This window comes from Streptomyces carminius (assembly GCF_002794255.1).
GTDB lineage: Bacteria > Actinomycetota > Actinomycetes > Streptomycetales > Streptomycetaceae > Streptomyces > Streptomyces carminius.
The window spans coordinates 43,952-70,768 of record NZ_PGGW01000061.1 but is presented as its reverse complement, the minus strand read 5'-3'; the positions used below and the strand labels follow the sequence as shown (position 1 = coordinate 70,768).

Below are 26,817 nucleotides of genomic sequence, written 5' to 3'. Positions count from 1 at the left end.
CGTGCCGGCCGCCCGGGCCACGTGGGCCGGGCGGCCCGTACGGAGACGGTCGCGGGCTCGGGGAGCGGCCCTCAGGGCCTGCCCGGGAGCCGGCCCCCCGCCCGTGAGCGTCCTGCCGGAAGGCGCCGGTCAGCGGCTTGCAAACGGCGTCACGGGGCGAAGGCCCGCAGCACCTTGGCGAAGGTCGTCAACTCCTCGATCATCTGCTCCGGAAGCGGTTTCTCGTCGAAGTGGGCGATCCGGTTGCGGATGTCCTTCACCCGCTTCAGGCGGCCGATGAACTGCTCCCGGGGCATGTTCGGCCACTTCAGGGCCTCCCAGTTCCGGTCCGCCCGCTCGGCCAGCGACTGCTTCGGCTGCTCGCCGTCCAGGAGCCTCAGGTAGTCGCCGAACATCAGGTCCGACACCTGACCGGTACGGTGTTCCGCCTTCTTGTTCGTCTGGACCGCCTTGATGGCCTCCTGGTCCAGGGCCGCGCCCAGACAGCGGCGGAGCAGGGACTCGATCTCGCCGACGATGAAGAAGGGCCGCGCCGCCCCCTCGAAGCGTTCCGTGACGTCCGCCGCGGTCACGATGCCCGACAGACAGCCGTCGTCGCCGCGGACGAGGAGGTAGCCGTGCTCCCTGATCACCGGGAGGGCGGCGAAGAGTTCCTGACGGGCGTCGGAGAGCGGCAGGGAGTCCTTCTCCATCGCGTTGTCCAGCATCGGAGGTTTGCCCGCCTCGTACATCCGGGCCACGGACCCCCAGGTGACCACCCCGTGGATCTGCGCCATACCGGTGGTCACCGGCACCTGCGAGACGGCCTCGGTCCGCATCAGGAAGGTGGCCTGTGCCAGCGGAGTCCCGGGGTTGACGCTCACCACCCCGCGCCTGGCCGACGGAATGTCGCCGAGCAGCAGGCGCTGCGGAAGGGCGTGCGAGGGCAGCGCCTCCTCGTCCCCGTCCCCGTTCCCGTCTTCGTCCTCGCCCCCCGTTCCGGCGGGCGTGGCCCGGGCGGGGACGGCCGTCAGCGGCACCACGTCGACGTTGCTGCGCAGGCCGCAGACGGCGAAGTCCGGCAGCGTCGTCAGCCCGGCGTCCCTCAGCGCCTGCGAGATCAGGTGCACCGACCGGTGGTCGCGGACCCTGACCCGGAACAGGTCGAGTATGTCCCGCACGGGCATGGTCCTGCCCTTGAGCGAGGCGAGGTCCTGTTCGTCCGGCCCGGCCGTCATCGGGCGTCGCCCTCCGTGAGGTCACGCAGCATGGTCTTCTTGCCCATGGCGGCGTGCACCAGGTCCTGCAACTGCCGGGAGCGGTCCTGGTAGAAGCGCTCGTAGTCGTTGGCGCGCAGTGCCTCCGGGTCGATCAGGTGGGTGGTGAGCACGTCGTCGAACCACTCGGGGCGCATGTCGGAGGCGGCGATCAGCGTCGGCAGGTAGGACGCCGGTGCTCCGACCATGTCCATCGAGGCACGGTAGGACAGCGGGGTCTTGTTCACGATCGAGTTCTCCGGCAGATTCTGGCCGTTGCCCCGCCGGAACCACGCCTTGGGGAAGATCTGCCGGATGTTGACGCTGTACTCGTCCAGCCGCCCAGGGCTGAGCGGAGCGCCCGTGAAGTGCCAGTCCACCGCGCCCTGCTTGATCAGCAGCGCGTAGATCCCCTTGTAGGCGGCGCTGTTGCGGGTGGTGAGGTTGTCGAGGCGGTCGGCGAAGAAGAACGCGTCCGCGACGGTGTCGGGCGCGCGGTCCTCCCGCCGGACCCAGGTGACGAGCTGCTCGACATCACGGGTGAAGCGCGTCTCCGTGGAGCCGCCGTACATCTCCCCGAGCACCCCGCACCAGTACCACTGCTCGATCTTCTCCTCCGCCTCGAGGCTGTCCGTCGCCCTGCCGAGGATGGCTCGGACGGCCGCGAGCGGGACGAGTTGGGTCTTGTAGGGCAGATCGTTGGGGCGGACGATGCACTGCCGTTCCAGGAAGTCGCCCACCCAGGCGAAGGCGTCGGCGAGCTGGGGCGCCAGACGGACGAAGTCGGCCAGGGGGAGGTCCAACAGGTCACGCCGCTTGCACGACACCGCGGTGCCGGCACCGGACTGCTTCCGCTCCCAGGTGCGCACCAGTGCGATGGCCTGCAGGAAGTCGCTGCTGCTGAGACCGTTCTCGAGGCCGATCTCCGGACGCCCGAACACGGGGTACCTGCCCGCGAGACCCTGCTTGATCTCGCGCCACACCTCGGGAAGCTGGTAGTAGTCGCCGGTCCGGTTCACGTACTCCTGGTCGCCGGCGTAGGTGGCGGTGAGCAGCTCGAAGACGTTGAGGGGGACCCCGCCCTGGTTGACGCGCTCGAACACGGCGCACACGGCGTCCATGGAGGTGGAGGCGGCCAGGCGGATCATCGGCACCTGGAAGGTGCGGACCTGCTGGAGGACGAGATCGTCGAACTGGCCCCACAGGTCCCAGTTCCGGTCCTCGTCGGCCTTGATGTACGCCCTCTTCCAACTGTTCACCCGCTGGGCGTCGAAGACGAAGTGGAGGGGGAAGAGCCCGGCCGCGCACTCGTCCTCGACCGTGCGCAGGTCGAGCACCACCGTGCGGTTGAAGTCGGTGCGCAGCACCTTGTCCGCCGGTACCGACACGATCGCCTCGTCGCGCTCCGCGGGCGGGCCGACCGCCTTGGCGATATCGACGTAGTACCAGCGCTGGATGGGCTTGCCGCGGGCGTCCGAGGTCTCCACGGGGACATCCAGGCACAGGGCCTGGAACAGCGAGGTGAGCCGCTGCTGCCCGTCCAGCAGCAGGAGTTCGGGGCTCGGATCGCCCTCGGGCCGCGCGCCGGTCAGGGTCCGCGAACGGAACCGGCTCGTGCCGCCCGTCTGCAGCGTCATCACCACGCCCAGCGGATAGTCGAGCGTCACGGTGGCGATGATCGCCCGGATCCGGTCGTCGCCCCACTTCCAGCTCCGCTGGAAGTCCGGCAGTTGGAGTGCCCCGGAGGCGACCTCCACCAGTACGTCCTTGAGCTTCACGTTGTCGAGCGCTGCCACCTGGACCTCTCCCGCCCTGCCGTCTGCACAGAGAGTGATTCCAGCAATGTCCTGGGTCACCGTCAACCGATTCGCGAAAGTAGGGCGGAAGGACGCCGAGAACTCCGCCGTGATCGCCGGCCGGTTCGAATCCCGTACGGGGGCGTGCCGGCAGGTGGAAGACTGGAAGCCGTGAGCACCACCGGACCCAAGCGCCCCGCACAGGTGAGCGCCGCGCGCCGCCGCACCGTCATCGACGCGCTGCGGCGCGGTGCCGTCCCCGAGAGCGGACTCGACCTGCTGGCCACCGGACTCGACCGGTTCGAGGCGGCCCTCGACGCGGAGCTGGATGCGGTCGCCTCCGGCGGGGCCGTGTTCAAGGCCGTGCGCGGTGAGTACGGATCGGGCAAGACGTTCTTCACCCGCTGGCTGGGAGAGCGGGCCAAGCGGCGCAACTTCGCCGTCGCCGAGATCCAGGTCTCGGAGAACGAGACGCCCCTGCACCGGTTGGAGACGGTCTACCGGCGCCTCACCGAACGGCTCGCCACCTCCAGTTTTCCGCCCAGCGCCCTGCGGCCCGTCGTCGATGCCTGGTTCTACGCGCTGGAGGAGGACGCCCTCGCGGCCGGCGCAACCGAGGAGGAACTGCCCGGCGAGGTGGAGAAGCTGCTCGTGGCGCGGCTCGCCGAGGTCTCCCGGCACGCGCCGTCCTTCGCCACGGCACTGCGCGGCCACCGGGCCGCCCTCGCCGGCGGCGACGAGCCGACCGCCGCGGCCGTACTGGCCTGGCTCGGCGGGCAGCCGCACGTCGCCGCCGCCGCGCGGCGGGCCGCCGGGGTGCGCGGCGACCTCGACCACTTCGGCGCCCTCGGCTTCCTCCAGGGGCTGCTGACCGTGCTGCGCGACTCCGGGCACACCGGGCTGTTCGTCGTCCTCGACGAGGTGGAGACCCTCCAGCGGGTGCGCTCCGACGCCCGCGACAAGGCCCTCAACGCGCTGCGGCAGCTCATCGACGAGGTGCACTCCGGGCGCTTCCCCGGCCTGTACCTGGTGATCACCGGCACCCCCGCCTTCTACGACGGGCAGCAGGGCGTCCAGCGGCTCGCGCCGCTCGCCCAGCGGCTGGCCACCGACTTCACCACCGACCCGCGCTTCGACAACCCCCGCGCCGTCCAGGTCCGGCTGCCCGGCTTCACCCAGGAGTCGCTGGTGGGCCTCGGCGCCGCCATCCGTGACCTGTACGCGGCCGGGGCCGCCGCGCCGGAGCGGATCGGGGCGGTCGTGGACGACGCCTACGTCGCCGACCTGGCACGGGCGGTCGGCGGGGCGCTGGGCGGGAAGGTCGGGGTGGCGCCCCGGCTGTTCCTGAAGAAGCTCGTGGGGGACGTCCTCGACCGCGTCGACCAGTTCGAGGACTTCGACCCCCGGCGGCACTACAAGCTGACCGTCGCGAGCAGCGAACTCACCGAGGTGGAGCGGAACCTGGCGGCGGCCTCCGCCGACGACGTCGACCTGGAGCTGTGATGGCAGGGGACGGCGACGGCACCCGCACCACCCGGGACACGGCGGGCACGGCGGGGGCGGCGGATCCCCTCGACCGGCTCGACCCCGTCGTCCTGCACCACATCGTCAACACCCTCGGCTGGCCCGACCTGCGGCCTCTGCAGAAGGCGGCGATCGCGCCGCTGCTGGACGGCGAGGACACCGTCCTGCTCGCTCCGACCGCCGGCGGCAAGACCGAGGCCGCCTGTTTCCCGCTGCTGTCCGCGATGGCGGAGAAGAAGTGGACCGGCGCCTCGGTGCTGTACCTGTGTCCGCTCCGGGCGTTGCTCAACAACCTCGTCACCCGCGTCGACTCCTACGCCCGGTGGCTGGGGCGGCGCGCCGAACTCTGGCACGGCGACACCAGCGAGTCACGGCGGCAGCGCATCCGCACCGACCCGCCGGACATCCTGCTCACCACGCCGGAGTCCCTGGAGGCGATGCTGATCGGCGTCAAGACCGACCACGCGCACCTGCTGGGCGGCCTGCGGGCGGTCGTCGTCGACGAGGTGCACGCCTTCGCGGGTGACGACCGGGGCTGGCACCTGCTCGCCGTGTTGGAGCGGCTGGAGCGGATCGCCGGGCGGCCGATCCAGCGGATCGGCCTGTCGGCCACCGTGGGCAACCCCCGCCACCTGCTGGAGTGGCTGCAGGGGGCGGGCAGGGGCGTACGGCCCGGGCGGGTCGTCGCCCCGGAGGCCCCCGCCGCACCCGCCGGTTCCGGGGCACCCGCCGGTTCCGGGCAGACCCGGCCCGCGGGCGAGGTCGAACTGGACTACGTCGGGTCGCTGGAGAACGCCGCCAAACTGATCGCGGCCCTCCATCGGGGCGAGAAGCGGCTGGTGTTCTGCGACTCGCGCAGCCGGGTCGAACAGCTCGGCGCGGCCCTGCGGGCACGCGAGGTGACCGTCTTCCTCTCCCACGCCTCCCTCTCCGCCGACGAGCGCGCCCGCTCCGAGCAGGCGTTCGCCGAGGCACGGGACTGCGTCATCGTCTCCACCTCCACCCTGGAACTGGGCATCGACGTCGGCGACCTCGACCGCGTCGTCCAGATCGACTCGCCCACCACCGTCGCCTCGTTCCTCCAGCGCATCGGCCGCACCGGCCGCCGCGCCGACACCGTGCGCAACTGCCTGTTCCTGGCCACCGAGGAGGACGCCCTGCTGCAGGCCGCGGGCCTCCTGACGCTGTGGGGGCGCGGCTGGGTCGAACCGGTGACCGCGCCGCCCGAACCGCGTCACCTCGTCGCGCAGCAGCTCCTCGCCGTCACCCTCCAGCAGCACCGGCTCGGCGACCGGCTGTGGCCCGAGCAGTGGAACGGGCTCGCCCCCTTCGACCGCTCGGCGTCCCCCGTCCTGCGGCACCTGCTGGCGGAGGGCTTCCTCCAGGAGGACGGCGGCATGCTGTTCGTCGGCCCCGAGGCGGAACGCCGCTTCGGGCGGCGGCACTTCATGGAGCTGACCGCCTCCTTCACCGCGCCGCCGCAGTTCACCGTGCTGTCCGGCCGGACCGAGATCGGCCGGACCGATCCCTCCGTGCTGACCGAGGAGCGGCCCGGCCCGAGGAGGCTGCTGCTGGCCGGCCGGAGCTGGCAGGTCACCTTCGTCGACTGGAAGCGCAGACGGGTCTTCGTCGAGCCCGCCGACAGCGGCGGGGTCGCCAAGTGGATGACCGGCGGCGTCACCGGGCTGTCGTACGAACTGACCCGGGCCATGCGCGAGGTGCTGCTCGGCACCGATCCGCCGGTCTCCCTCACCCGGCGTGCCGGGGCGCGGCTGGCCGAGGCACGCGAGACCGGGGCGGCGGACACCGTGCACCCGGGCGGAACGCTGGTCACCCGGGCCGGAAAGGACGTGTGCTGGTGGACCTGGGCCGGATACCGGGCCAACGCCACCCTCGCCGCCACCCTCCGGTCGGTCGCCGATCCCGTGCAGCGGCCGGACGACCGCTGCGTGCGGCTGCGGGAGGACCTGACGCCCGGGATGTGGCGCGCGGCCTTCGACGGCATCGGCGAGCGGTTCGTCCTGCCCGACGTGGACCCCCGGGCCGTGCGTGGCCTGAAGTTCTCCGCGGCCCTCCCCGAACGTCTGGCCGCCGCCACGGTCGCCGCCCGGCTGGCGGACTTCGACGGCGCGCGGGCGGCCCTGGCCGAGCCGGTGCGCTTCCACCACACGGGCTGAGCGGACGGGCCGGACAAAGGGCGGGCACAGCCGGGTGACGCCCCGGGCCGGGTGGCAGGATGGCGGGCATGGGCACCGGCACCTTCTCCCTCTCCCGCGGTGACGTGATCGAGCTCGTGGACGAGCCCGGCCGTACCGTCGCCCTGACCTTCGACGACGGCCCCGACCCGCCCGACACGACCGCGCTCCTGGACGTGCTCGCCCGTGAGCGGGTGCGGGCGGTGTTCTGCCTGGTCGGCGCCCAGGTGGAGGCCCACCCCGAGATCGTGCGGCGGATCGTCGCCGAGGGGCACCTGCTGGGCAACCACTCCTTCCACCACGACGACCTCGAGGAGTGGGAGCCCGAGGCGGTCCGCGCCGATCTGGAGCGGACGCTCGCCGCCATCGAGGCCGCGGTGCCCGGGGCCGAGGTCCCGTTCTTCCGGGCGCCCTACGGGCACTGGGGCCGCACCATCCGCGTCGCCGGGGAGCTCGGCATGCGGCCGCTGGGCTGGCAGCTCTCCGTCTGGGACTGGGAGCCGCCGGGCGCCGACGAGCTCGTCCGCCGGATGAGCGGCGTGGTCCCGCGCGGAATCATCCTGTTGCACGACGGGGGCGGGGACCGCAGCCAGACGGTCGAGGCGGTCGCCACCCTCATCCCGCGGCTGCGGGCCGAGGGCTGGACCTTCACCGTCCCGCGGTAGCGGGCCGCCCGTCTCCGGGCGGTGCGGGTCGGCGCGCGAGGCCGTGCGGCCGGTGGCGGGGACGAGGCGTCCATGAGGACCGGCCGGCAGTCCGTCCGCCCTCGGGAGGGTGGCGATCCGGGCTCGCGGCGGGCGGCGCGGCGCGGTCCGGGCCGAGGCACCCGGCCCGCACCCGGCGGGCGTTGATCGGACGTTGATGGATCGTTGATCGGCGGCGGGCAGGCTGCCGCGCATGGCAATCGATTACTCCGGCCCGGTGAGGCAGCTGCCCGGATGGTGGGAGCGCGCCCTGTGCGCGCAGATCGGGTCCGAGCCCTTCTTCCCGGAGCCGGGCAGGACGCCCGTCGAGGCCAAGAGGATCTGCCAGTCCTGCGAGGGCCGCGTCGAGTGCCTCGAGTACGCCCTCACCCACGACGAGCGCTACGGCGTGTGGGGCGGGCTGTCGGAGGAGGAGCGCCGCCGTCTCAAGCGCGGCGAGCGGCAGGCCCGTTACGGGGAGGACATGCCCAGATCGGCCTGACGGGGTGTGGGGGGACGTGGTGGGCGGGTGTGCGGTCGGCAGGCCGCGCGGCAACCGTCCACCGCGTCCGCGTACGGCAGCGTCCGGGAACGGGCACGGATCGGGCATCGCCCGCGGGCGATGCGGGGGCGCGCCCCCGTTGCCCGGCCGGGGGCGGGCCGGTAGGAAGAGGGCATGGTCTCTCTCGGCGTGGTATTCCGCCCCCAACTGCCCCCCGAACGACTGCGTTCCGTCGCCCGCGCCGCGGAGGAGGCGGGGCTGGAGCAGCTCTGGCTGTGGGAGGACTGCTTCCTGGAGAGCGGCATCGCCGCCGCGTCCGCCGCCCTGGCCTGGACGGAGCGGCTGCGCGTCGGCGTCGGCCTGCTGCCGGTGCCGCTGCGGAACGTCGCGCTGACCGCGATGGAGGCCGCCACCGTGCACCGGATGTTCCCCGGGCGGGCCGTCCTCGCCGTCGGCCACGGGGTGCAGGACTGGATGGGGCAGGTCGGGGTGCGGGCGGAGTCGCCCCTGACGCTGCTGCGCGAGTACACCGACGCGCTGCGGGGCCTGCTGCGGGGTGAGCGGCTCACCGTGGACGGCCGCTACGTACGGCTGGACGGCGTGGCGCTGGGCTGGCCGCCGCCACAGGTGCCCGCCGTGCTCGGCGGGGCGAGCGGCCCCCGCTCGCTGCGGCTGGTGGCCGAGGCCGCCGACGGCGCCGTCCTCACCGCCGGTACCTCGCCCGAGGCGGTACGGCGGATGCGCCGGCTGCTGGACGAGACCCCGCCGCCCGAGGGCGGCGGCGGCCGGCGCGAGCTGGTCGTCTACCTTCATACGGCGACCGGGGCGACCGGACCGGGCGCGGACGCGCGCATGCGGGCCGAACTCGAGGCCTTCGGCGACACCCCGGACACCGCCGCCACCGGCGACGCGGCGACGGTCGCGGCGGCCGTGGAGCGGCTGGCTGAGGCCGGGGCGGACACCGTGGTGCTCCAGCCCGCCGCCGACGAGCCGGACGTCGAGGGCTTCATCCGCTTCGCGGCCCGGGAGGTCCGCCCGCTGGTCGGCTGAGCCCGCGTGCGGTCCGTCACCGGGGCGCCGCCCGGGTGAGGCGGGCCAGACAGGCGTCCAGCGGCTGGACGTACCCGGGCAGCGACTGGGACAGGTCCCACCAGCACAGGGCTGCGATCTCCCCGTCGAGCTCCCCGCCGGACTCCTCCGCCGGCCGGAACGGGCGGGGCGCCGCGGTGTGCCCCGTGAACAGCGCCCCGTACTCGGCCCGGCGCTCCGGGCCGAGCCGGAAGGCCGCCCAGCCGGCGAACCGCGGCGGCCGGTCGGGCCGCTGCCCGCTCTCCTCCCGCAGTTCGCGCAGCGCCGCCGCGCGCGGGCTCTCCCCGGGCTCGATCAGCCCGCCCGGCAGCTCCCACCACCGCCGCGCCCGGTTGAACACCAGCAGCACCCGGCCGCCGTGCCACAGGGCGGTCAGCGCCAGCGGCAGCGGCGCGTCGGCCGGGGGCGCGTCCTCGGGACCGCGCAGCAGGGACAGCAGGACGTTCCCGCGGTCGTCGGCGGCGAGCGGTCGCATCAGTCGCAGGGCTCCCCGCCCACCTGGAAGGAGCCGCCGCGGTGCCGGGGGATCAGTTCCACCTGGACCCGGTGGACGGCGTCCCGGCTCACCCCGCCGCCCAGCTCGGCCGTCACCACGCCGATGCGCAGCCCCGCCTTGCCGGTGCCCTCGCGGCGCACCTGGACGGCCACCTCCAGATGGACCCGGTCCACGGCGAAGCGCAGCCCCCCGGTGCTGCCGTCGCCCTCGCGCTGTGCCGCCGTCAGGTCCTCCCGGACCTGGCGGATCACGTCGTCCAGTCCGATGTCCGGACCGGTACCGCCCGTACCGCTGGAGTTCGTCACCGTTCGGCCCCCTGCCTCTCTCACGGATCGACACCAAGAGGCTACAGAGGGAAGCCGTTCGCGCGTATGCTGCCGACGCATGGGGGACGGCACTGCGGACGGGACTGCGGACGGCACTGCGGACGGGACCGCGGGTGACACCGCACAGAAGGTCGACGGCACCACCGCGCGACGGTCGGGAGGCAGCGGCGGTCGCGCCGGACGGGCGGCGTGGCGGGTGCGCGTCCGCTCGTCCCGGACGGGCAAGGTCATCGGGTCGGGTGTGCTGCTCGGCGGCGACACGGTGCTGACCTGCGCCCACGTACCCGCCGACCGGCACTCCGCCGTCACCGTGGAGTTCCCCGAGATCGCGGGGGCGGAGGCGTCCACCGCCACCGTCCTCGACGGCTGCTGGGTGCCCGCCCAGGGCCGGAACGGCGACCGCGGCGACCTGGCCCTGCTCCGGGTGCACGAGCCGCCGCCGGGCGGCCACTCCGCGCCGCTGCGGCGGGCGTCGCTGCGCAACGCGCGGGTGGAGATCTGCGGCTACGCCGAGTCGGTCCGGCACGCCCAGGGCGCGGCGCTCCAGGCCACGGTGAGCATGAACTTCGGCGAGCGCGTGCAGCTCCACGTACAGCCGGCCCACCTGCCGCGCAGCGGTTTCAGCGGCGGGCCGGTGCTCGACATGAACGACCCGCCCAGCGTCCTGGGCATCACGGTCACCGGGTACTTCGACTCCGAGGGGGTGGAGCCGCTCACCCTGGCGCACATGATCCCCGTCGAGACCATCGTCAGATACCTGCCCCGGGTGAAGGGCTGGGGGGTCAGCGGCCGCCGGGGCGTGGAGCCGCCCCTCGCCTCCCGGGCCGGCCGGCTGAGGGAGACGCCCGAGGTCGAGTACGCCGAGCGGCTCGCCTCCTGGTTACGGGGCGAGGACGGCTCCCCGGTCTACGTCACCGAGGTGCGGCCCGACTCCGGCCGCGACCACACCCTCCAGCGCGCCCTGGCGCTGGCCGACCGGGAGATATCGGCGCGGGCCACGACCGTGCTGTCCACCGACCCCCTCGGCACCGTGCCCCCGGTCGGCAGCCTCGACCTGGCCGTCGACGTCCGCGGCGCGACGGTCGGCGAGGTGGTCGTCCAGGTGGCCGAGCGCATGAACCTCAAGGAGTCCGACCCCGGCCGGGCGCTGGAGCGGCTGCGCGGGGAGCACCTGCCGCTGACCGTCGCGCTGCTGGGGGTGGACCGGGCCGCCGACCCGGACGGGCTGGTCGAGCTGTGCGGCGAGTTCGCCGACCGGGGCTGCCGCCAACTGCTGGTCCACTACGGGCCCGGCCCCCGGATCGACCAGGAGGAACTGGCCCTGCGGCACCGCATGGGCGAACTGGCCGGACGGCTCGGCGCCCTCGACGAACGGCTGCGGGAGCTGATACCGGCCGCGCACCGGCTGGCCGGCGTGTCCCCGCCGCACCGCGCCGTGACCCGGCTGCACATGGATCTGGCGCTGCTGAGGCACGCCCACCGCGGCGGCGACGGTCCGCCGCCGCGGCAGGTCCATGCCGCGCTGGAGGCCCTGGAGCGGCGGGCACGGCGGGCGGAGAGCGACGCCGCCGAGGCCCGCGAGCGGGCCGAGCGGGGGTACGAGCGGCGGGCCGTGCTCCGCGGGGAGCTGCGGACCTACCGCCAACTGGCCGTCCGGCACGGCCGCATCGAGGACGTCGACCTGGACCGCGAGTACCGCACGGCCCATCAGGCGCTCCACACCGGCCGGTTCGAGGAGGAGGGGGCCGCGACGGCGGTCGCCCGCTATGTGGCCGTCGTCCGCCGTGCGCTGGGCTGGCCGCCGCAGGACGCGGAGCCGGCGCGGGACACCGACCCGGCGGAGGAGGCTCCGGAGCGGGTGGACCCGGCGGGTGCGGGAGCCGGACCGCCGGCCCGCGGGGGCGCCGGGGCGGAGAGCCCGGGGGCGGAGGGGAAGCGGTGAACCGGGGGCCGGTGCCGGACAGCGCGCCGTCCGGTGTGCCGGGCGGCACGGAGACCGCCGCCGCCGCGGAGGGCCGCGGACTGCTGGCCCTGCCCGGACTCCCGCCGCCCGCCGACCCGTTCGTCCTCGTCCGGACGGACCCGGCCCCGCCGGGCCAGGGCCGCCCCTGCGGGAACCGGTCGTGCCGCCTGCCGGTCGGCCGGCACTACCCGGGGACGGTGATCCGGTACGAGGGCTACTGCCCGGAGTGCGGCACCCCGTACTCCCTGCTGCCCCAGCTCAGAGCGGGGGAGCCGCTGGACGGCGGACGCTACGAGGTGCGCGGCCCGCTGGCGCACGGCGGCCTGGGCTGGGTCTATCTGGCGGTCGACACCCGGCTGCGGCACCGCCCGATCGTCCTCAAGGGCGTGCTCAACCCGCACGACACCGAGGCGCGGGAGCGCATGCTGGAGGAGCGGAACCAGCTGATCGCCCTCAGCCACGGGTCCGTCGTCCGCATCTACGACTACGTGCCCCACCGGCCCGACGACGGCCGGATCGCCGCCGACTACATCGTGATGGAGTACGTCGGCGGGAAGTCGCTGCGGACGGTCCTGGAGGAGACGGAGCGCGGCCGGTCGCCCTTCGGCCCGGGTCGGCCGCTGACCCTGGAGCACGTCGCCCGCTACGGCTGCCAGATCCTGGCCGCGCTGGCGTTCCTGCACGACCGGGGACTGGTCTACTCCGACATGAAGCCCGACAACGTCATACACCGGGGCACCCGGGTGGTGCTCATCGACCTGGGCGGGGTGCAGCGGCTGGACGACGGCCGGACCCCCGTCACCACCGAGCGCTACGCGGCCCCCGAGACCGGCCCCGGCCGGGGAGCGCCCACCGTCGCGCACGACCTGTACACCGTCGGCCGCACCCTGGAGGAGCTGGCCGGGGCGGCCGTCGACGGGTACGCCGGGTACGCCGAAGAAGCCGGGTACGCCGGGTACGCCGGGTACGCCGGAGAAGGGGACGACGTCGACCGCGGGCTGGGCCACCACTCCTTCCGGCTGCTGGTGGAGCGCGCCACCCACCGCGACCCCGGCCGCCGGTTCGCCTCCGCCGCCGAGATGGCCGAGCAACTGGAGGGCGTACTCCGGGAGTTGCTCTCGCTGCGCACGAAACGGCAGTACACCCGGCCGTCCGAGGTCTTCGAGCCCACCCCCGCCCTGCTGGACGCCGGGCTGGGCGGAATCCCCGGCCCGCCGCACTGGCGGGACCGCGCGGCCCGGGACTACCGGGGGAGACTCACCGCCCCCGTCCTGCACCCCGGCTGCCCCACCCCCTCCAGGGTCGCGGTGGGACTGCCGGTTCCGCTGCCCCACCGCGGCGACCCGGCCGCCGTCCAGTTGCGGCTGCCCGCGCCGCCGGACCCGCGGGCGGCCGTACGGCAGATGGAGCGGCTCCTGGAGGCGGAGGCGGAGACGGATACGGCTACGGCTGCGGAGGCCGGGGCGGGGACCGGAGCCGGGGCGGCCGGGGAGGCGGGACCGCGGTTACCGGCGGACGCGGACACGGGGGTGGACCGGCGGAGCGTGGAGGTGCGGCTGCGGCTGTGCCGCGCCCATCTGCACATCCGGGAGGAGCTGCCCGTCGGCCACCGCGACCGGGTCCGGGAACTGGCCCGCGCGGAGGGGCGGCTGCGGGACGCGGAGGAGGTCCTCGGTACCGACCGGGAGGACCGGCCCGCCCCCGACTGGCGGCTGGCCTGGCACCGCGGCCTGCTCCGGCTCGCCCGGGGCGACGCGGAGACGGCCGAGGGACACTTCGAGGAGGTCTACGAGGCCCTGCCGGGGGAGTACGCGCCCAAACTGGTCCTCGGCTACTGCGCCGAGTGGCGCGGGGACCTGGACCGGGCCCGGCGCCTGTACAACGCGGTGTGGCGGCGCAACACCCAGCAGGGCAGCGCCGCCTTCGGCCTGGCCCGCGTCCACCTCGCCCGGGGCGGGCGCCGGGCGGCGGCCGAGGTGCTCGGCCGGGTGTCCGCCGTGTCCCGGCACTACGACGCGGCCCGGACCGCCGCGGTACGGATCCGGGCCGCGCGGCTGCCGGACCCCGGCGGCCTGCCCACCTGGCGCGACCTGGCGGCCGTGCGGCGGGAGCTGCCCCGGCTGGTGCTCGACGGCGGGGCGTCCACCGGTCCCGAACGCGACCGGCTGACCGCCGAACTGCGCGAGTGGGCGCTGGACTGGGTCCAGCGGACCGCCGGGGACGGGGCGCGCACCGGGGAGCAGGCACACCGGGAGGACCGGGCACACCTGGCGGACCTGGCCGGCGACCTGTACGGCGGGCGGCACGGGCAGCCGGTCACCGAGCGGGAGCTGCGCACCCTGCTGGCCCGGTCCCTCGGGGCGCTCGCCCGACTGCCCGGCACCACCCGGGCGGAGAGCGAGCACCTGGTGGACTGCGCCAACGCGGTGCTGCCCCGCACCTGGTTCGTCCTCCCGGGCCGGGAGGTGACCCGGTGAACCATCCCCCGCCCCAACAGCCCCACCCGTCCCAGCCGACCCCGTCGCCGCCCGCCGGCCCGGTGCCCGGCCGGCCCCGGCTGGAGCTGAACGTGTCCTCCACCTACGAGCTCTACGCCGGGCACGACGGCCGGGGCACGCCGGGCGAGCACGAGGTACACGTGATCCTGGAGGTCCGGGCGGAGGGTCTGGGCACGGTGCCGCGCCGGCCGGCCGAGCACTGCGAGGTCGTGGTCATCGACTGCTCGGGCTCCATGGCCCACCCCACCCTCGACAAGATCGCGGCGGCCCGGAGAGCCGCCGCCGAGGCCGTCGGGATGCTCCCGGACGGCACCCACTTCGCCCTGGTGGAGGGCACGGACACGGCGCGCGTCGCCTACCCCTGGGGAGATCCGTCGACTCCCGCCACCGTCGCCGCCTCACCCGCCACCCGCGCCGAGGGCAGCCGTACGGCCCGGGTGCTGGACGCCCACGGCGGCACCCGGATATCGGCCTGGCTGGACCTGGCCCGCCGGTTGCTCACCGCCCGGCCCGAGACGGCCTTCCGGCACGCCCTGCTGCTCACCGACGGCCGCGACGAGCACGGCCGGGCCGAGGAGCTGCGGCGCGTCCTGGACGACTGCGCGGGCGAGTTCGGCTGCGACGTCCTGGGCATCGGCGACGACTGGGACGCCGCCCAGCTCCGGATGATCGCCGACCGGCTGCACGGCCGGGCCGAGGCCGTCGTCACCGGCGGCGCCGGTGCGGCCGGTGAGACGGGTGCCCAGCTCACCCGGCTGTTCCGGGAACTGGTCGGGGCGGCCACCCGCCGGACACTGCCCCGGCTGGCGGTGGGGGTGCACGTCGGACCGTTTCTGACGGTCACCCTCTTCCGGCAGGTCAACCCGACCGTGGCGGACCTGACGGACACCGCCGTCCAGGACGGCGACCGGCTGCGCTTCGGCACCGGGGCGTGGGGCGACGAGACCCGCTGGTACGAGCTGCGGCTGCGCGTCGACCCCGGCCACGCCGGTCCCGGTCCCGGTTCCGGTTCCGACGGGCAGCCGGGTGCCGGCGAGCCGGGCGCGGGCACGGGTGCGGTACGGATCGCCTCCCTGTGGCTGGAGACCGAGGGGGAGGCGGCCGGGGCAGTGGAGCTGCCGGGGGAGGTGCCCGTCGCCGTCCGGTGGACCGACGAGCCCCCGCCCCTGACCGATCCCGGCGGCGCCGGCTGGCACTTCCTGCGCCACGCCGAGCTGGGGGAGGCGTCCCGGGCCGGTTCCGCCGCCCTCGTCCGGGGCGACGTGGCCACCGCCGAACGGGAACTGGGCCGGGCCGTACGGCTGGCGGACGAACTCGGCGACACCGAACAGCTCGCCCGGCTGGGCGCCCTGGTGGTCGTCGAGAACGCCGCCACCGGCCAGGTGCGGATCCGGGACACCGTCGAGCCGGGCAACATCCAGGCGGTCATCGCCGGAAGCACCCACACCACGACCCCGCCCCCCGTCCCCCCGCCGGCCGGCTCCCCGTCCGCCGGCAGACGGTCCGCCGGCTCCCCGTCCGCCGGCCGGCGGCCCGCCGACGGGCGGCCCGTCACCTGCCCGCGGTGCGCCGAGGTCGTACAGCCCGGCAGGTACTGCGTGAGCTGCGGGCATCCCCTGCGGAAGGAGGAGTGATGGGCACCCGGCGGCTGCTGGTGCGCCGACTGCGCGAGCTGCTGGTGCTGGCCGCGCTCGCCACGGCGGCGCTGGCCTGGGCGTACGACGGCATCCACCGGCACCCGGAGGAGGTGCGCGACCGGACCGCGCCGGCCGTCCTGGAGGTCGCCGCCGCCCGCAGCGCCCTGATGAGCGCCCATCTGGCCGCGGAGAGGTATCTGGACTCCGGCCTGGCCGACGGGACGGGCACCGACGAGGAGTACCGCATCCAGATCACGGCGGCGGTGCAGAACCTCTCGCAGATCGCCGACCGGCAGGTCGCGGGCGAGGACGGCAGGCGCACCCTGAGCACCGTCAACGCCCTGCTCGCCGTCTACCAGGAGGCGGTCGGCCAGGCGGTGGAGCACGCGGACGGCCTCACGGCGCTGAGCGGGGCGTGGTTCCTGCGCGCCGAGGACGTCCTCTACCGGAAGGAGACCGGCATCCTGTTCCGTCTCCAGGAACTCCAGCAGGCGCAGCGCGGCAGACTGGCCGAGCAGACGGTCTTCACCGGCGGCCGGTGGACGCCCTGGGCGCTGGCCGGGGCTGCCCTGCTGGTCCTCGCGGCGGCGCTGACCGTGACCCAGTACCAGCTCCACCGCCGTTTTCCGCAGCGGCTGAACCCCTGGCTGCTGACGGTCTGCGCGCTCCTGCTGGCGTCCGCGCTGCCGGCCTGGTGGGCCTGGCAGACCCAGGTCCGGCTGGACGAGGCACGCGGCGAACTGGCGGCGGTGATCGCCGTCCAGCAGCGGGCCGTGGCGGACGACAAGGCGGGGCGGGAACTGACCGCCCGGCAGATGGCGACCCTGGTGGACAGGACGGCCGTGGCCCGTGAGCGGGTCCGGCGCGGGATGGGCGCCACGTCCGGACGTACCGGACGGGCCGTGCTGATCCCGGCCGGCGGCGCCGTGGCCGCGGTGCTGTCCTGGGCCGGGCTGCAGCGGCATCTGGTCCAGTACAGGTTCCGGCCGTGAGGCGGGGGCACGGCGCGCGGGGCGCGCGTACCGTCCGGGGCGGCCTGGCAGGCCGGGCCGCCCGTACGGCCCTGCTCGGGCTGCTGTGCCTGCTTCTGGCCCCGGCCGGACTGGCGGGCTGCGTCCGGGAGGTCGGCGGGGCCCGCCACACCCTGGTCGTCCTGGGCTCCTGGACGGGCGGGGAGCAGGAGGCGTTCGAGGAGCTGCTGGACCGGTTCGAGGAGAGACAGCGGAGAAAGGGCTTCCACGTCGAGGTCAGGTACCAGGGCACCACCGCGAACCGGGAGGTGCTGCTCTCGGACGTGCTGGCCGGGGACCCGCCGGACATCGTGGTGCTGCCCTCCCTCGGCGACCTGATCGACTACCGGCAGCGGGGCCGGCTCGAACCCCTCCGCCGGGACGTCGACGTCCGGGGCGCCTACGACCGGGGCCCCTGGCTGGCGCGGCCCCAGGGCATGCGGAAGCGCTACTGGCTGCCGGTGCGGGCCGATCTGAAGAGCCTCGTGTGGTACACGGGCCGCGAACCGGACGCCTCCGACGCGGCCGTGGACCACTGGTGCGTCGGCATGGGCTCCGACGCGACCTCCGGCTGGCCCGGCACCGACTGGGTCGAGGACATCCTCCTGCAGCAGTCCGGCCCGGAGGTCTACGAGCGGTGGGCGAACGGGGAACTGGCCTGGGACGCGGAGCCCGTCGTCAAAGCCTGGAACACCTGGGCCGACTTCATGTCCGGCGACGGCGGACGCGCGGCCCGGGCCGCCCTGGAAGCCGACCACCGCGGCCCGGAGGGCGGCAGCGGACTGCTCTTCGACCCCGCCCGGGACTGCCGGCTCGAACACCAGGGCAGCTTCGCCCGGCACCTGTACGGCGAGCGGTTCCGCGACGCCGACTTCGTGCCCGCCCCGCGGTTGCTGCCCGGTGTCACGAACCGCGGGAGCCGCGACCGGGAGGTGTCCGGGGACTTCGCGGCGATGTTCCAGTACAGCCGGAAGGCCGAGGAGCTGATGCACTTCCTGGCCTCCCTGGAGGCCCAGTTGCTGTGGACGAAGCACGACACCGCCTGGCGGCGCGGCGAGATCCCCTTCTTCTCCGCCCACCAGGGCATCGGGGAGAAGGCGTATCCGGAGCGGGACGCGGTCGGCCGCCGTGTCGTGCGGGAGCTGGAGGAGGCCGGGTACCTCTGCCTGGACGCCTCGGACACCATGCCGCCCGCGGTCCGCGGGATCTTCCAGCAGAAGATCCTGGAGTTCCTCGCCGACCCCCGGCAGGAGCACCTCGCCGAGACCGGCACCCGGCAGCGGCGCCTGGTGCCGCTGCGGCAGATCCAGGAGGTGCAGGAGCGGTATCCGAGGGAGAGCGGGCCGCTGGACGTGTGCGCGGCCCGGGCCACCGGGATGCCGTGACCGGGATGCCGTGACCGGGTCGGCGTGACCGGGCCGCCGCCGGGCCGGCGGGTGCCCTACCGGCCGGCCGCGGTCGACCGCAGGGCCCGGGAGAGCGCCACCAACTGCCGGACGTCGGCGTCCAGATCGCCTCTGTCCGGGATGACGAGGGGCACCGCGGAGGTGGCCACCGGACGGCCCTCGGCGTGCGCCCGCAGCGCCCGGCGCAGCCGCCGTGCCAGCTCCTCCGGCCCGTCGGCGCTCTCCGGCGTCCCGGAGCCGTCCCCCGCGCCGCCGCCCGTACCGCCGTCCCGGCCGGGGTCGGCGAGGTACGGGCTGACCCGCACCAGGCCGTCCCGGCACTCGATGGCCCGGCGGTAGTAGCGGCGGTGCACCCCGCGCAGGCTCAGCGCGTCCCGCCAGGGGCTCACGGGCACCCGGTGCAGGGCGTCCTCGGGGAACCGCCGGTGCAGCGCCGTCCACAGCGGCTCCAGCGCGCGGTACGCCCGCAGGTGCCGCCACCACACCCGCAGCGCGGTCAGCCGCATCACGGCGGCCGGGTAGGTGACGCCGGCCAGGAGCAGCACGATGCCCGGCAGCAGGAAGAACACCGCGCCGAACCAGCCCAGCGTGGTCTCGGCGGCGCCCGCCGTGTCCAGTGACTCGTGCGCCCGATCCCCGCCGGCCCAGCGCATCAGCACGGCGGGGACGAACAGGACGTTGGCCACGACGATCGCCGCCATGCCGAAGGAGGTGATCCGCAGCCCGCGCGCCAGCCGGGGCTCCGCCCCGCGCGCGTGGCGCCGGGTCCACCGCCAGCCCAGCGCGAAGCCGGCCCCGAGGAAGACGTCGGCGGTCACGAAGAACACCGCCACACTGGTGACCGTGTGGTCCCGGGTGCGGACCCCGTCGGGCGTCGCGGCGGCCGAGACGGCGAGGACGGCGACCGCGGCCAGCAGCGCCAGCCCGTACCAGGCGGCCCGCCGGCGGGCCCGGGCCGGCTCCAGCGCCGAGAAGAGGTAGAAGCAGACCATGCAGTTCACGGCGGCCAGCACCAGGATGTGCTGGACCAGCCGGGAGGTCATGGGGGCCAGGCCCAGGAACACCTCGTTCCGGTCGGCCGCCAGCCCGAAGGGGTAGGCCGCGGCCCAGCAGGCGATCAGTCCGGTGACCGCCCACAGCGGCACGTCGCGCGGTGCCCTGGCCAGCCGGTGGGCCATCCAGGCCAGCGCGGCGCACGAGCCCGCGCCGTACAGCGTCAGCAGCAGGTTCACAGCCAGCCCAGCCGGTCGCCGAGGGAGGTGCCGATACGGTCCGCGGCGGCGTCGGAGGACGGTGAGCGCGGGACCACGTGGTCCAGCACCGAGGCCCACTCCAGGATGATCGTGGCCACCGTCTCGGCCTCGCGCTCCTGCTCGCTGTCGTAGGCGGTGCGCCGCAGCGCGCGCCGTACGGCGCCGGGGTCGAGATCGAGATCGAGGTCGGGGTACCGGCCGGGCGGGCAGGGCTCGGTGCCCCGGCGCAGTTCGGTCAGCAGGCCGTCGTCGTACTCGTCGCTGCGGTGGTCGGCCAGGAGGTGGCCGAGCTCGTGCAGGACGATGTGGCGCTGGTGGGCGCGGCTGGTCTCCCGCTGGTACACGATGTAGTCGGCCGAGGAGGCGCCCACCCACATGCCGAACGGCCCCGGTACGGGGATGGGGTAGGGCACCAGGTGCAGCGGCCTGCCGCGCCGCAGCGCCACCCGGTGGCAGAGCTCGGCCACGTCCAGGGGCGGTCTGATGCCCAGCTCGTTGAGCAGCCGCCGGCAGCGCCGCCGCAGTTCCCGTTCTCTCACGGTCTCCGTCCCCCTCCGCCGTCCCCCGACCCCGGCTCCGGCTGTTCTTCCCGCCGCTCCCGCGGCCATGCGCCGCCCTGCCGGCCGTCCAGTTCCAGGACGTGCTCGATGATCTCCGTGGCCGCGGCCAGGCCCTCGGGGGAGAGCTCCAGGGCGCGCAGCGCCAGCCGCCGGACGCCCCGGTGGTGCGCGACCCTGGCCAGGTCGTCCACCTCGGTGTCCCGGCCGGTCTCCTCCGCGCCGTCCAGGAGGGTGGAGACGGGGACGGTGAAGAAGCGGGCCAGGGCGGTCAGCAGCTCGGTGGAGGGGTTCCGCTTGGTGCCCTTGCGCAGGGCGGAGAGATAGGCGCCGCCCACCCGGATGCCCGGGTTCGCCCGCCGGACCGCCGTGGCCACCTCCTCGTTGGTGTAGCGCGGGCCGCGCGGGCCGTACGGGCGCACCTCGTCGAACAGCCTGTCCAGCCGGCCGGCCAGTGTCGTCGGCCGTGTTCCGGGGTCGGGCACCGCTCCTCACCTCCAGCACGCGGAGCCCGGCCGGGGTCCGCCGCCCCGGGGTCCGCCGCAACCGCCTTCGCCGGCTCAGAGGTTGGCAGGAGCCGGGGGACCGAGTCCAGGAGGGCGGGCCGGTACGGACGGAAAATCCGGCACGGTCCCGGCCCGGTGGAGGCCGGACGGGAGCGGTGGACCGGCCGGATTCCGCCCGGGACGCCCCCGGATCTCTGTTCGAGGTGGGTTGAAAAGGGACTTAAGCGGCAAACGCCTCCATCGCAATCCAGCCGTTTTCCGGGCGGATGTGCCCCGGAGTGCCGGTGCTGTACCGCCGGTACGGCAAAGTCGGGCAAATGGAGTAGACCAGAAACGGTGCAGCGTGCCGGGAGGTGACGGTGTTCGCAGCGTACGGGGCGGCGCGCGGTCCGGTGATTACGCTCCGGTGAATTCCGGTCACTGTGCGGCGGACGGCTGCCGGCTTCTCGGCGGTGGGACGTTCCCGGCGGCCGGTAACGGCGCACTATTAGGGCTGGGTGCCCGACAGGCCGGATGCCGCGGATTCCAGTGGATTCCAGTGGAGCCGGCCGCCTCCGGGTGCCCGCGGTGACCGCAGTGCAGCAGTCGGGGAGGGGAGCCCCGCTTGTGCCGGCCACCACTGCCAGGGGAGAGCAGTCAGTGCGGCCTTGCCCGTGCCGGGCGTCCGCGCTGCAACACCGGACGGTGCCGCACGGTCGTCACCAGCGCCGTCCCGGGGGGAGAAACAGACGATGAAGCGCGTTTTCCGCATGGCCGCGGCCTGCCTGGCCACGGCCGTACTGGTGGCCCTGACGCCGGCCGGCCCGGCCGCCGCGGACCCCGGTTCCGCACCGCGTGTCGACCTGCGCGTCCTGGTCGTCGACGACGGCGGTCCCGCCGTCGGCGCGATCACCGCCGCACTGGAGGGCGCGGGCACCCCGTACACCGCGGTCGACCTGTCCGACACCGGACGGCCCACCGTGGACGGGGACTTCCTGTCCGACACCGTGGACGGCCGCCCGCGCGCGAAGTTCCAGGGCGTGGTCCTGCCCAACGAGAACCCCTTCGGGGCCGGCTCGGCGGAGATGGCCGCCCTCGCCGCGTACGAGACGGAGTTCGGCATCCGGCAGGTGGACGCCTACACCTACGCCAGTCCCGCCGTGGGCCTCAACTGGGCGCAGGACCCCGGGTACATGGGCACCCTCGACGGGACGGCCGCCCAGGTCACCGCCGCCGGGAAGGCCGGGCCGTTCGGCTACCTCGACGGCGGGGTGCCCTTCGAGGACAACGACCCGCAGATCGGCGAGAGCTACGGCTACCTGGCCGTGCCGCTGGCCGACCCGCCGGGTGACGCCGCCTTCACCTCCTACGTGGACGCGCCCATCCCGGGCAGCTCCGCGCGCGGCTCGCTGGTCGGCGAGTACGTCCACGACGGCCGCGGCGAACTGGTCGTCACCTTCGTCTACAACCAGCACCAGCGGCAGTACCGGCTGCTGGCCCGCGGCATCGTGGCCTGGCTGACCCAGGACGTGCACCTGGGCGTCGACCGCAACCACTTCGCCGTCCACGTCGACGACGTCTTCGCCGCCGACGACCGCTGGAACACCGAGCTGAACTGCACCCCCGGCGACGTGGACTGCGGCGGCGCGGACGCGGGGCTGGAGCCCGACCCCATCCGGATGACCGCCGCGGACGCCGAGTACGCCGCCCAGTGGTCCGGCCGGCACGACTTCACCCTGGACATGGCCTTCAACGGCGGCGGCAGCGTCGCCCACCGCGCCGAGAACGGCGACGCCGACCCGCTCGCCGACCGGCTCCTGGCCGACCAGGCCGCCTACCGCTGGATCAACCACACCTACGACCACCCGTTCCTGGGCTGCGTCCAGGACGTGACCGTGGTGCCCTGGCGGTGCCAGACCGACGCGCAGGGGGACACCGTCTGGGTGAGCCGGGCCCTCATCGCCGCCCAGGTCCAGGACAACCTCGACTGGGCGAGCGCCAACAACCTGACCCTGGAGGATCCCGCCGAGCTGGTCACCGGTGAGCACTCCGGACTGGTCACCCTGCCGCAGCAGCCCACCGACAATCCCAACCTCGGCCCCGCGCTGGGCGACACCGGGGTGACCTGGCTGGCCAGCGACTCCTCCCGGGAGAGCGGACAGCGCGTCCTCGGCCCGGCCCGTACCGTGCCCCGCTACCCGATGAACATCTTCTACAACGCGGGCCGCGCCGAGGAGCAGGTCGACGAGTACAACTGGATCTACACCCGCGCCGCCGACGGCGGCAGCGGCATCTGCGAGACCTCGGCCAACACCACCTGCCTGGACGCCCCGCTGGACGTGCAGACCGGCTACGAGTCCTACATCGTGCCGCTGGAGGCCCGGATCGCCCTGCGCCACGCCCTGGCCAACGACCCGCGTCCGCACTTCATCCACCAGTCGAACCTGGCCGAGGACCGCATCGCCTACCCGGCCCTGGAGAAGGTCCTGGCCGACTACGCGGACCTGTTCGCCGACGACACCCCGCTGGTCAACCTGCCGATGAAGGACATCGGGGAGGAGATGCGGCGGCGCGCGGCCTGGAAGACGGCCGTGGACGCCGGGGACGTCACCGCCCACCGGATCGGCGACACCGTCACCGTCACCGCCCCCGACGGGACGCACGTCCCCCTCACCGCGCCGCAGGGCACCACCCGGCAGGTGAACGGCACCGGCCAGAACTTCGGCGGCCCCTATGCCGGACTGCGCTCCGGCTGGTCCGCGCCCGCCGGGCCGGGGCAGCCGGTGGTCTTCGACCTGGCGGGCACCCCGCAGCCGCCCGGGAACCCGGACACCGGGGGCTACCAGTGCCTGCCCGAACTGCTGAGTCTCCTGGACCTCCTCGGTCTGCTGGAGGCCGTGTGCGGAGTGCTGGACCAGAGCGCGGAGACCACCGAGGTGCCCGACGGGGTCACCGAACCGGTGCCGTACGGCCCCGGTGACACCGTCGCCGGCACGGACACCACCGCGGACCCCGCCACCGACTAGGTCCCGGTCCAGCCCGGACGATCCCGCTCTTCGCACAGGAGACAGAGAATCGCCATGCACGGACCGCTGGCCGAGCCCTGCCCCGACACCCCCTCGGTGACCCTGCTCACCGAGGGGACCTATCCCCACCACCACGGCGGCGTCAGCGTGTGGTGCGACCAGTTGGTGACCGGCATGCCGGACGTCGACTTCCGCGTCGTCGCCGTCACCGCCACCGGACGGGAGAGCCCCGTCTGGGAGCCGCCCGCCCAGGTCCGCGAGATACGCACCGCCCCGATGTGGGGCCCGCCCCCGCCCGGGCGCGCCCCGCGCGGCAGCCGGCTGCGCCGTTTCCGCACCGAGCTGGAGGCCTTCCTGACCGCTCTGCTCGACCCCGGACAGGAGGAGCTCTTCCCCGCGAGCCTGTACACCCTGGCCGGGTACGCCGAGCGCGGTGAACTCTCGCCCGCACTGCGCTCGGAGGACGCCGTACGGGTCCTCGCCCGGCTGTGGAACCGGCCCGCGCTGCCCACCGCCGCCGCCCGGCCCACCCTGCGCGACGCGCTGACCGCCGTCGACCTGCTGGAGCACGCGCTGCGCCCGCTGGCCGTGCCCCCGGCGACCGACGGGGTCACCCACGCCGTCAGCGGCGGACTGGCCACCCTGCCCGGACTGGTGGCGCACCACCGGCACAAGGTGCCGTTCCTGCTCACCGAGCACGGCGTCTACCTGCGCGAACGCTATCTGGGCAGCCGCGCCGAGCCGTACCGGTGGCCGGTGAAGGCGCTGCTGCTGGGCTTCTTCCGGCTGCTGGCCGGGGAGGGCTACCGCAGCGCCGCGCTGGTCACCCCCGGCAACCGCTACAACCGCCGCTGGGAGGAGCACGGCGGTACCCCGCCGGAGCGGATACGCACCGTCTACAACGGCGTCGACCCCGCCGCGTTCCCGCTCGCCGGGCCGGAACCGGAGACCCCGACGCTGAGCTGGGCCGGCCGTGTCGACCCGATAAAGGACCTGGCCACCCTCGTCCGTGCCTTCGCCCTGGTCCGCGAGGAGCTGCCCGGCGCCCGGCTGCGGATCTTCGGCGGCACCCCGCGCGGCGCGGAGTCGTACCGCACCGGGCTGGAGAAGCTCGCCGCCGAGCTGGGCGTGGCCGGGGGCGTCACCTTCGAGGGGCGGGTGGAGGACATCCGCGACGCCTACGCCGCCGGGAACGTGGTGATGCTCTCCAGCGTCAGCGAGGGCTTCCCGTTCACCCTGATAGAGGCCATGTCCTGCGGACGCGCCACCGTCTCCACCGATGTGGGCGGGGTCCGGGAGGCGGTGGGGGAGACCGGGCTGGTGGTGCCGCCGCGCGATCCGGCGGCGATGGCGCGGGCCGCGCTGCGGCTGCTGAACGACCCGGCGGAGCGGGCCCGGATGGGGGAGGGCGCCCGGCTGCGGGTGATCGAGCAGTTCACGCTCCGGCAGACCATCAGCGCCTTCCGGGACATCTACCACGAACTCGCCGGGCACGGCGGGGAGTACGGCGACGACGGGCGCGGCAGGCGGACCGCCGCGGTGGCGCTGGCGGCGGGGGGAGACGGATGAGCGGGACGCTCAGACTCGTCCCCGGCGCGCCGGCGCCCGGGGACCCCGCGGCTCCGGGGCCCCGCGCCCGGCCCGGACACGGCCGGCGGCACCGGCCCGCCTGGGCCGCCGACCCGCTGGACGCGCTGGCCGGGGAGCTGGCCGAGGTGTGCGCCGCGGCCGTCCACCCGGACGAGATCGCGGCCCATCTGGAGGCCGGCGGGCTGACGAACGAGCAGATCCAGCGCCGCTACGGGCGGCGCGACACCTTCGAGGCCGCGGCCGAACTGTTCGACCTGGTGCCGCGCGCCCACCCCGAACCCCCGCCGGGCCCCGACCCGTGGCGGGCCGACGCGGGCACCGCGATGCTGCGGGGCCTGGTGTTCACCCTGCCCGGACTGGGCTACGCGCTGGGCGCGTCCTTCCTCACCGGCCCGCCCGACCGGTTCGGACTCCCGGCGGGCACGGCGGCGCTGGCCGTCTCCGCGCTCACCGGCTGGGCCTGGAACCAGGCGCTCGCCCACCGCGCGTACGCCGCCCTGGCGGCGGGCGGCCGGGAGGCCGCCGGGCGGGTGCTGCGCGGCGGCGGACCGCTGGGCGCGCTGGTGGCCTTCGCCGCTGCGCTGCTGGTGGCTGCGGCGGTACCGGCGGGCGGCGCCGCGCTCGCCTTCGCGGCCGGCCAGGCGGTCTATCTGGCCGGGGCCACGGCGCTGCTGGTGCTGGGCCGCGAGCGGCTGCTGCTGCTCGCCCTGGCACCGCTGGCCGCGGGCGCGGCACCGCTGCCGTGGACCGACCCGCCCCCCGGACTGCGGGCCGCCGTCCTGGCCGGCACCGTCTGCGCGGTGACGGCGGCGGCGGCACGGGAGACCGCCCGGGCCGCGGGCGGCACCGGGGGCACCGGCGGCCCGGGCGGTTCGGTACGGGGCTGGGCGGCGTCGCTCCCCTACGGGCTGTTCGGGCTGGGCTGCGGGGTGCTGACCACGCTGGCCGCCCTCGGGGACGTCCTGCGGCACGGCGCGGGGGCGCCGGTGGCCGGGCACGTGGTCGTCGCCCTCACCCTCAGCATGGGCGCGGCCGAGTGGCTGCTGTACCGCTGCCGCGGCGGGGCGCTGGCCGCCCTGGCGGCGAGCACCACCGCGGCGGGGCTGCCGTGGCGGACCGGTCTGGTCCTGGTCCGGTGCCTGGCCGGTTACCTCGCCGTCCTGGCCGTGCTCGTCCTGGTGGCCGGGGCGCTGTGGCCGGGCGTCTCCCGGGCGGAGGCGGCGGACCCCGTCCGGGTGTCCGCCGTCCTCGCCCTCGGCGCGGTGCTGTGGACCGGGCTGCTGCTCCAGGCGTTCGGGGCCGCCCGGCTTCCGGCCCTGACCGTCCTGGCGGCGGCCGGAGCGGAGACCGCCGCGTTCGGGTGGGGAGCGCCCGGCCCCCTCGGCCCGGCGGGTCCCGCCGCCGTCCCGCTCGCCGTCTGCGGCACCGCCGCCGCCGTCCTGACCGTCGCCGCCACCGTCCTGACCGGCCGGGTCACCGCCCACCGCTGACCGGTCCCGCGTAAACCGCACAGCCGCACCACGGCACCACGAGCGAGAGCACACCG

At 75.1% G+C, this 26,817-nt stretch carries 20 protein-coding genes; 13 read left to right on the top strand and 7 right to left on the bottom strand.

Going from position 1 to position 26,817, the window contains the following annotated elements:
* Positions 1-149: 149 nt before the first annotated feature.
* Positions 150-1,217, bottom strand: coding sequence for a CBS domain-containing protein (locus tag CUT44_RS21110; protein ID WP_100203495.1), 1,068 nt, complete (start codon positions 1,215-1,217; stop codon positions 150-152).
* Positions 1,214-3,031, bottom strand: coding sequence for a DUF262 domain-containing protein (locus tag CUT44_RS21105; protein ID WP_100203494.1), 1,818 nt, complete (start codon positions 3,029-3,031; stop codon positions 1,214-1,216). Before CUT44_RS21105 ends, CUT44_RS21110 begins: the two co-directional genes overlap by 4 nt.
* A gap of 171 nt (positions 3,032-3,202) precedes the next feature.
* Between CUT44_RS21105 and brxD the strand changes: the two genes are divergently transcribed.
* The 5 genes from brxD (at position 3,203) to CUT44_RS21080 (ending at position 8,985) form a co-directional block, all read left to right on the top strand.
* Positions 3,203-4,534, top strand: coding sequence for a BREX system ATP-binding protein BrxD (brxD, locus tag CUT44_RS21100; RefSeq protein ID WP_100203493.1), 1,332 nt, complete (start codon positions 3,203-3,205; stop codon positions 4,532-4,534).
* The gene (locus CUT44_RS21095; protein WP_100203492.1) at positions 4,534-6,732 is read left to right on the top strand and encodes a DEAD/DEAH box helicase; all 2,199 of its coding nucleotides are present in this window, start codon (positions 4,534-4,536) and stop codon (positions 6,730-6,732) included. Before brxD ends, CUT44_RS21095 begins: the two co-directional genes overlap by 1 nt.
* A gap of 68 nt (positions 6,733-6,800) precedes the next feature.
* Positions 6,801-7,415, top strand: coding sequence for a polysaccharide deacetylase family protein (locus tag CUT44_RS21090; protein WP_100203491.1), 615 nt, complete (start codon positions 6,801-6,803; stop codon positions 7,413-7,415).
* A gap of 232 nt (positions 7,416-7,647) precedes the next feature.
* Positions 7,648-7,935, top strand: coding sequence for a WhiB family transcriptional regulator (locus tag CUT44_RS21085; RefSeq protein ID WP_100203490.1), 288 nt, complete (start codon positions 7,648-7,650; stop codon positions 7,933-7,935).
* Positions 7,936-8,109: 174 nt separating this feature from the next.
* A complete protein-coding gene (locus CUT44_RS21080; RefSeq protein WP_100203489.1) occupies positions 8,110-8,985 on the top strand; it encodes an LLM class flavin-dependent oxidoreductase in 876 nt (291 codons plus the stop codon).
* Positions 8,986-9,001: 16 nt separating this feature from the next.
* On the opposite strand, the gene CUT44_RS21075 is transcribed toward CUT44_RS21080, so the two are convergent.
* Both CUT44_RS21075 and CUT44_RS21070 read right to left on the bottom strand, forming a co-directional pair.
* Positions 9,002-9,499, bottom strand: coding sequence for an NUDIX hydrolase (locus tag CUT44_RS21075; RefSeq protein WP_100203488.1), 498 nt, complete (start codon positions 9,497-9,499; stop codon positions 9,002-9,004).
* Entirely contained in the window at positions 9,499-9,825 is a 327-nt protein-coding gene (locus CUT44_RS21070; RefSeq protein ID WP_100203487.1) for a trypco2 family protein, read from the bottom strand. The genes CUT44_RS21075 and CUT44_RS21070 overlap by 1 nt, the downstream gene beginning before the upstream one ends.
* A gap of 79 nt (positions 9,826-9,904) precedes the next feature.
* On the opposite strand from CUT44_RS21070, the gene CUT44_RS21065 reads away from it, so the two are divergent.
* From CUT44_RS21065 to CUT44_RS21045, 5 genes are read left to right on the top strand one after another with little or no spacing between them, the layout of a single operon-like run.
* Positions 9,905-11,788: a S1 family peptidase gene (locus CUT44_RS21065; RefSeq protein WP_158239642.1), complete on the top strand. Its 1,884-nt coding sequence runs from the start codon at positions 9,905-9,907 to the stop codon at positions 11,786-11,788.
* Positions 11,785-14,286 (top strand): serine/threonine-protein kinase, encoded by a 2,502-nt coding sequence (locus tag CUT44_RS21060; protein ID WP_146252273.1) that lies wholly within the window; start codon positions 11,785-11,787, stop codon positions 14,284-14,286. Before CUT44_RS21065 ends, CUT44_RS21060 begins: the two co-directional genes overlap by 4 nt.
* Complete coding sequence (locus tag CUT44_RS21055; RefSeq protein WP_100203484.1) at positions 14,283-15,941, top strand: VWA domain-containing protein; 1,659 nt, start codon at positions 14,283-14,285, stop codon at positions 15,939-15,941. The genes CUT44_RS21060 and CUT44_RS21055 overlap by 4 nt, the downstream gene beginning before the upstream one ends.
* Complete coding sequence (locus tag CUT44_RS21050) at positions 15,941-16,936, top strand: hypothetical protein (protein ID WP_100203483.1); 996 nt, start codon at positions 15,941-15,943, stop codon at positions 16,934-16,936. Before CUT44_RS21055 ends, CUT44_RS21050 begins: the two co-directional genes overlap by 1 nt.
* A complete protein-coding gene (locus CUT44_RS21045) occupies positions 16,933-18,339 on the top strand; it encodes an ABC transporter substrate-binding protein (protein WP_158239641.1) in 1,407 nt (468 codons plus the stop codon). Before CUT44_RS21050 ends, CUT44_RS21045 begins: the two co-directional genes overlap by 4 nt.
* Before the next feature lie 56 nt (positions 18,340-18,395).
* Here the strand turns inward: CUT44_RS21045 and CUT44_RS21040 are convergent, their stop codons facing one another.
* From CUT44_RS21040 to CUT44_RS21030, 3 genes are read right to left on the bottom strand one after another with little or no spacing between them, the layout of a single operon-like run.
* Positions 18,396-19,592 (bottom strand): MAB_1171c family putative transporter, encoded by a 1,197-nt coding sequence (locus CUT44_RS21040; RefSeq protein WP_199185785.1) that lies wholly within the window; start codon positions 19,590-19,592, stop codon positions 18,396-18,398.
* Positions 19,589-20,152, bottom strand: coding sequence for a hypothetical protein (locus tag CUT44_RS21035; RefSeq protein WP_100203481.1), 564 nt, complete (start codon positions 20,150-20,152; stop codon positions 19,589-19,591). Before CUT44_RS21035 ends, CUT44_RS21040 begins: the two co-directional genes overlap by 4 nt.
* Positions 20,149-20,655 carry an XRE family transcriptional regulator gene (locus CUT44_RS21030; protein ID WP_199185784.1) on the bottom strand — a complete coding sequence of 169 codons (507 nt, stop codon included), beginning with the start codon at positions 20,653-20,655 and terminating at the stop codon, positions 20,149-20,151. The genes CUT44_RS21035 and CUT44_RS21030 overlap by 4 nt, the downstream gene beginning before the upstream one ends.
* A 752-nt stretch (positions 20,656-21,407) precedes the next feature.
* Here CUT44_RS21030 and CUT44_RS21025 point away from each other — a divergent pair.
* From CUT44_RS21025 to CUT44_RS21015, 3 genes are read left to right on the top strand one after another with little or no spacing between them, the layout of a single operon-like run.
* Complete coding sequence (locus tag CUT44_RS21025) at positions 21,408-23,681, top strand: hypothetical protein (RefSeq protein WP_100203480.1); 2,274 nt, start codon at positions 21,408-21,410, stop codon at positions 23,679-23,681.
* A gap of 54 nt (positions 23,682-23,735) precedes the next feature.
* A complete protein-coding gene (pelF, locus tag CUT44_RS21020; RefSeq protein ID WP_100203479.1) occupies positions 23,736-25,250 on the top strand; it encodes a GT4 family glycosyltransferase PelF in 1,515 nt (504 codons plus the stop codon).
* Positions 25,247-26,761 carry a hypothetical protein gene (locus CUT44_RS21015; RefSeq protein ID WP_100203478.1) on the top strand — a complete coding sequence of 505 codons (1,515 nt, stop codon included), beginning with the start codon at positions 25,247-25,249 and terminating at the stop codon, positions 26,759-26,761. Before pelF ends, CUT44_RS21015 begins: the two co-directional genes overlap by 4 nt.
* The last annotated feature ends 56 nt before the right edge of the window (positions 26,762-26,817 follow it).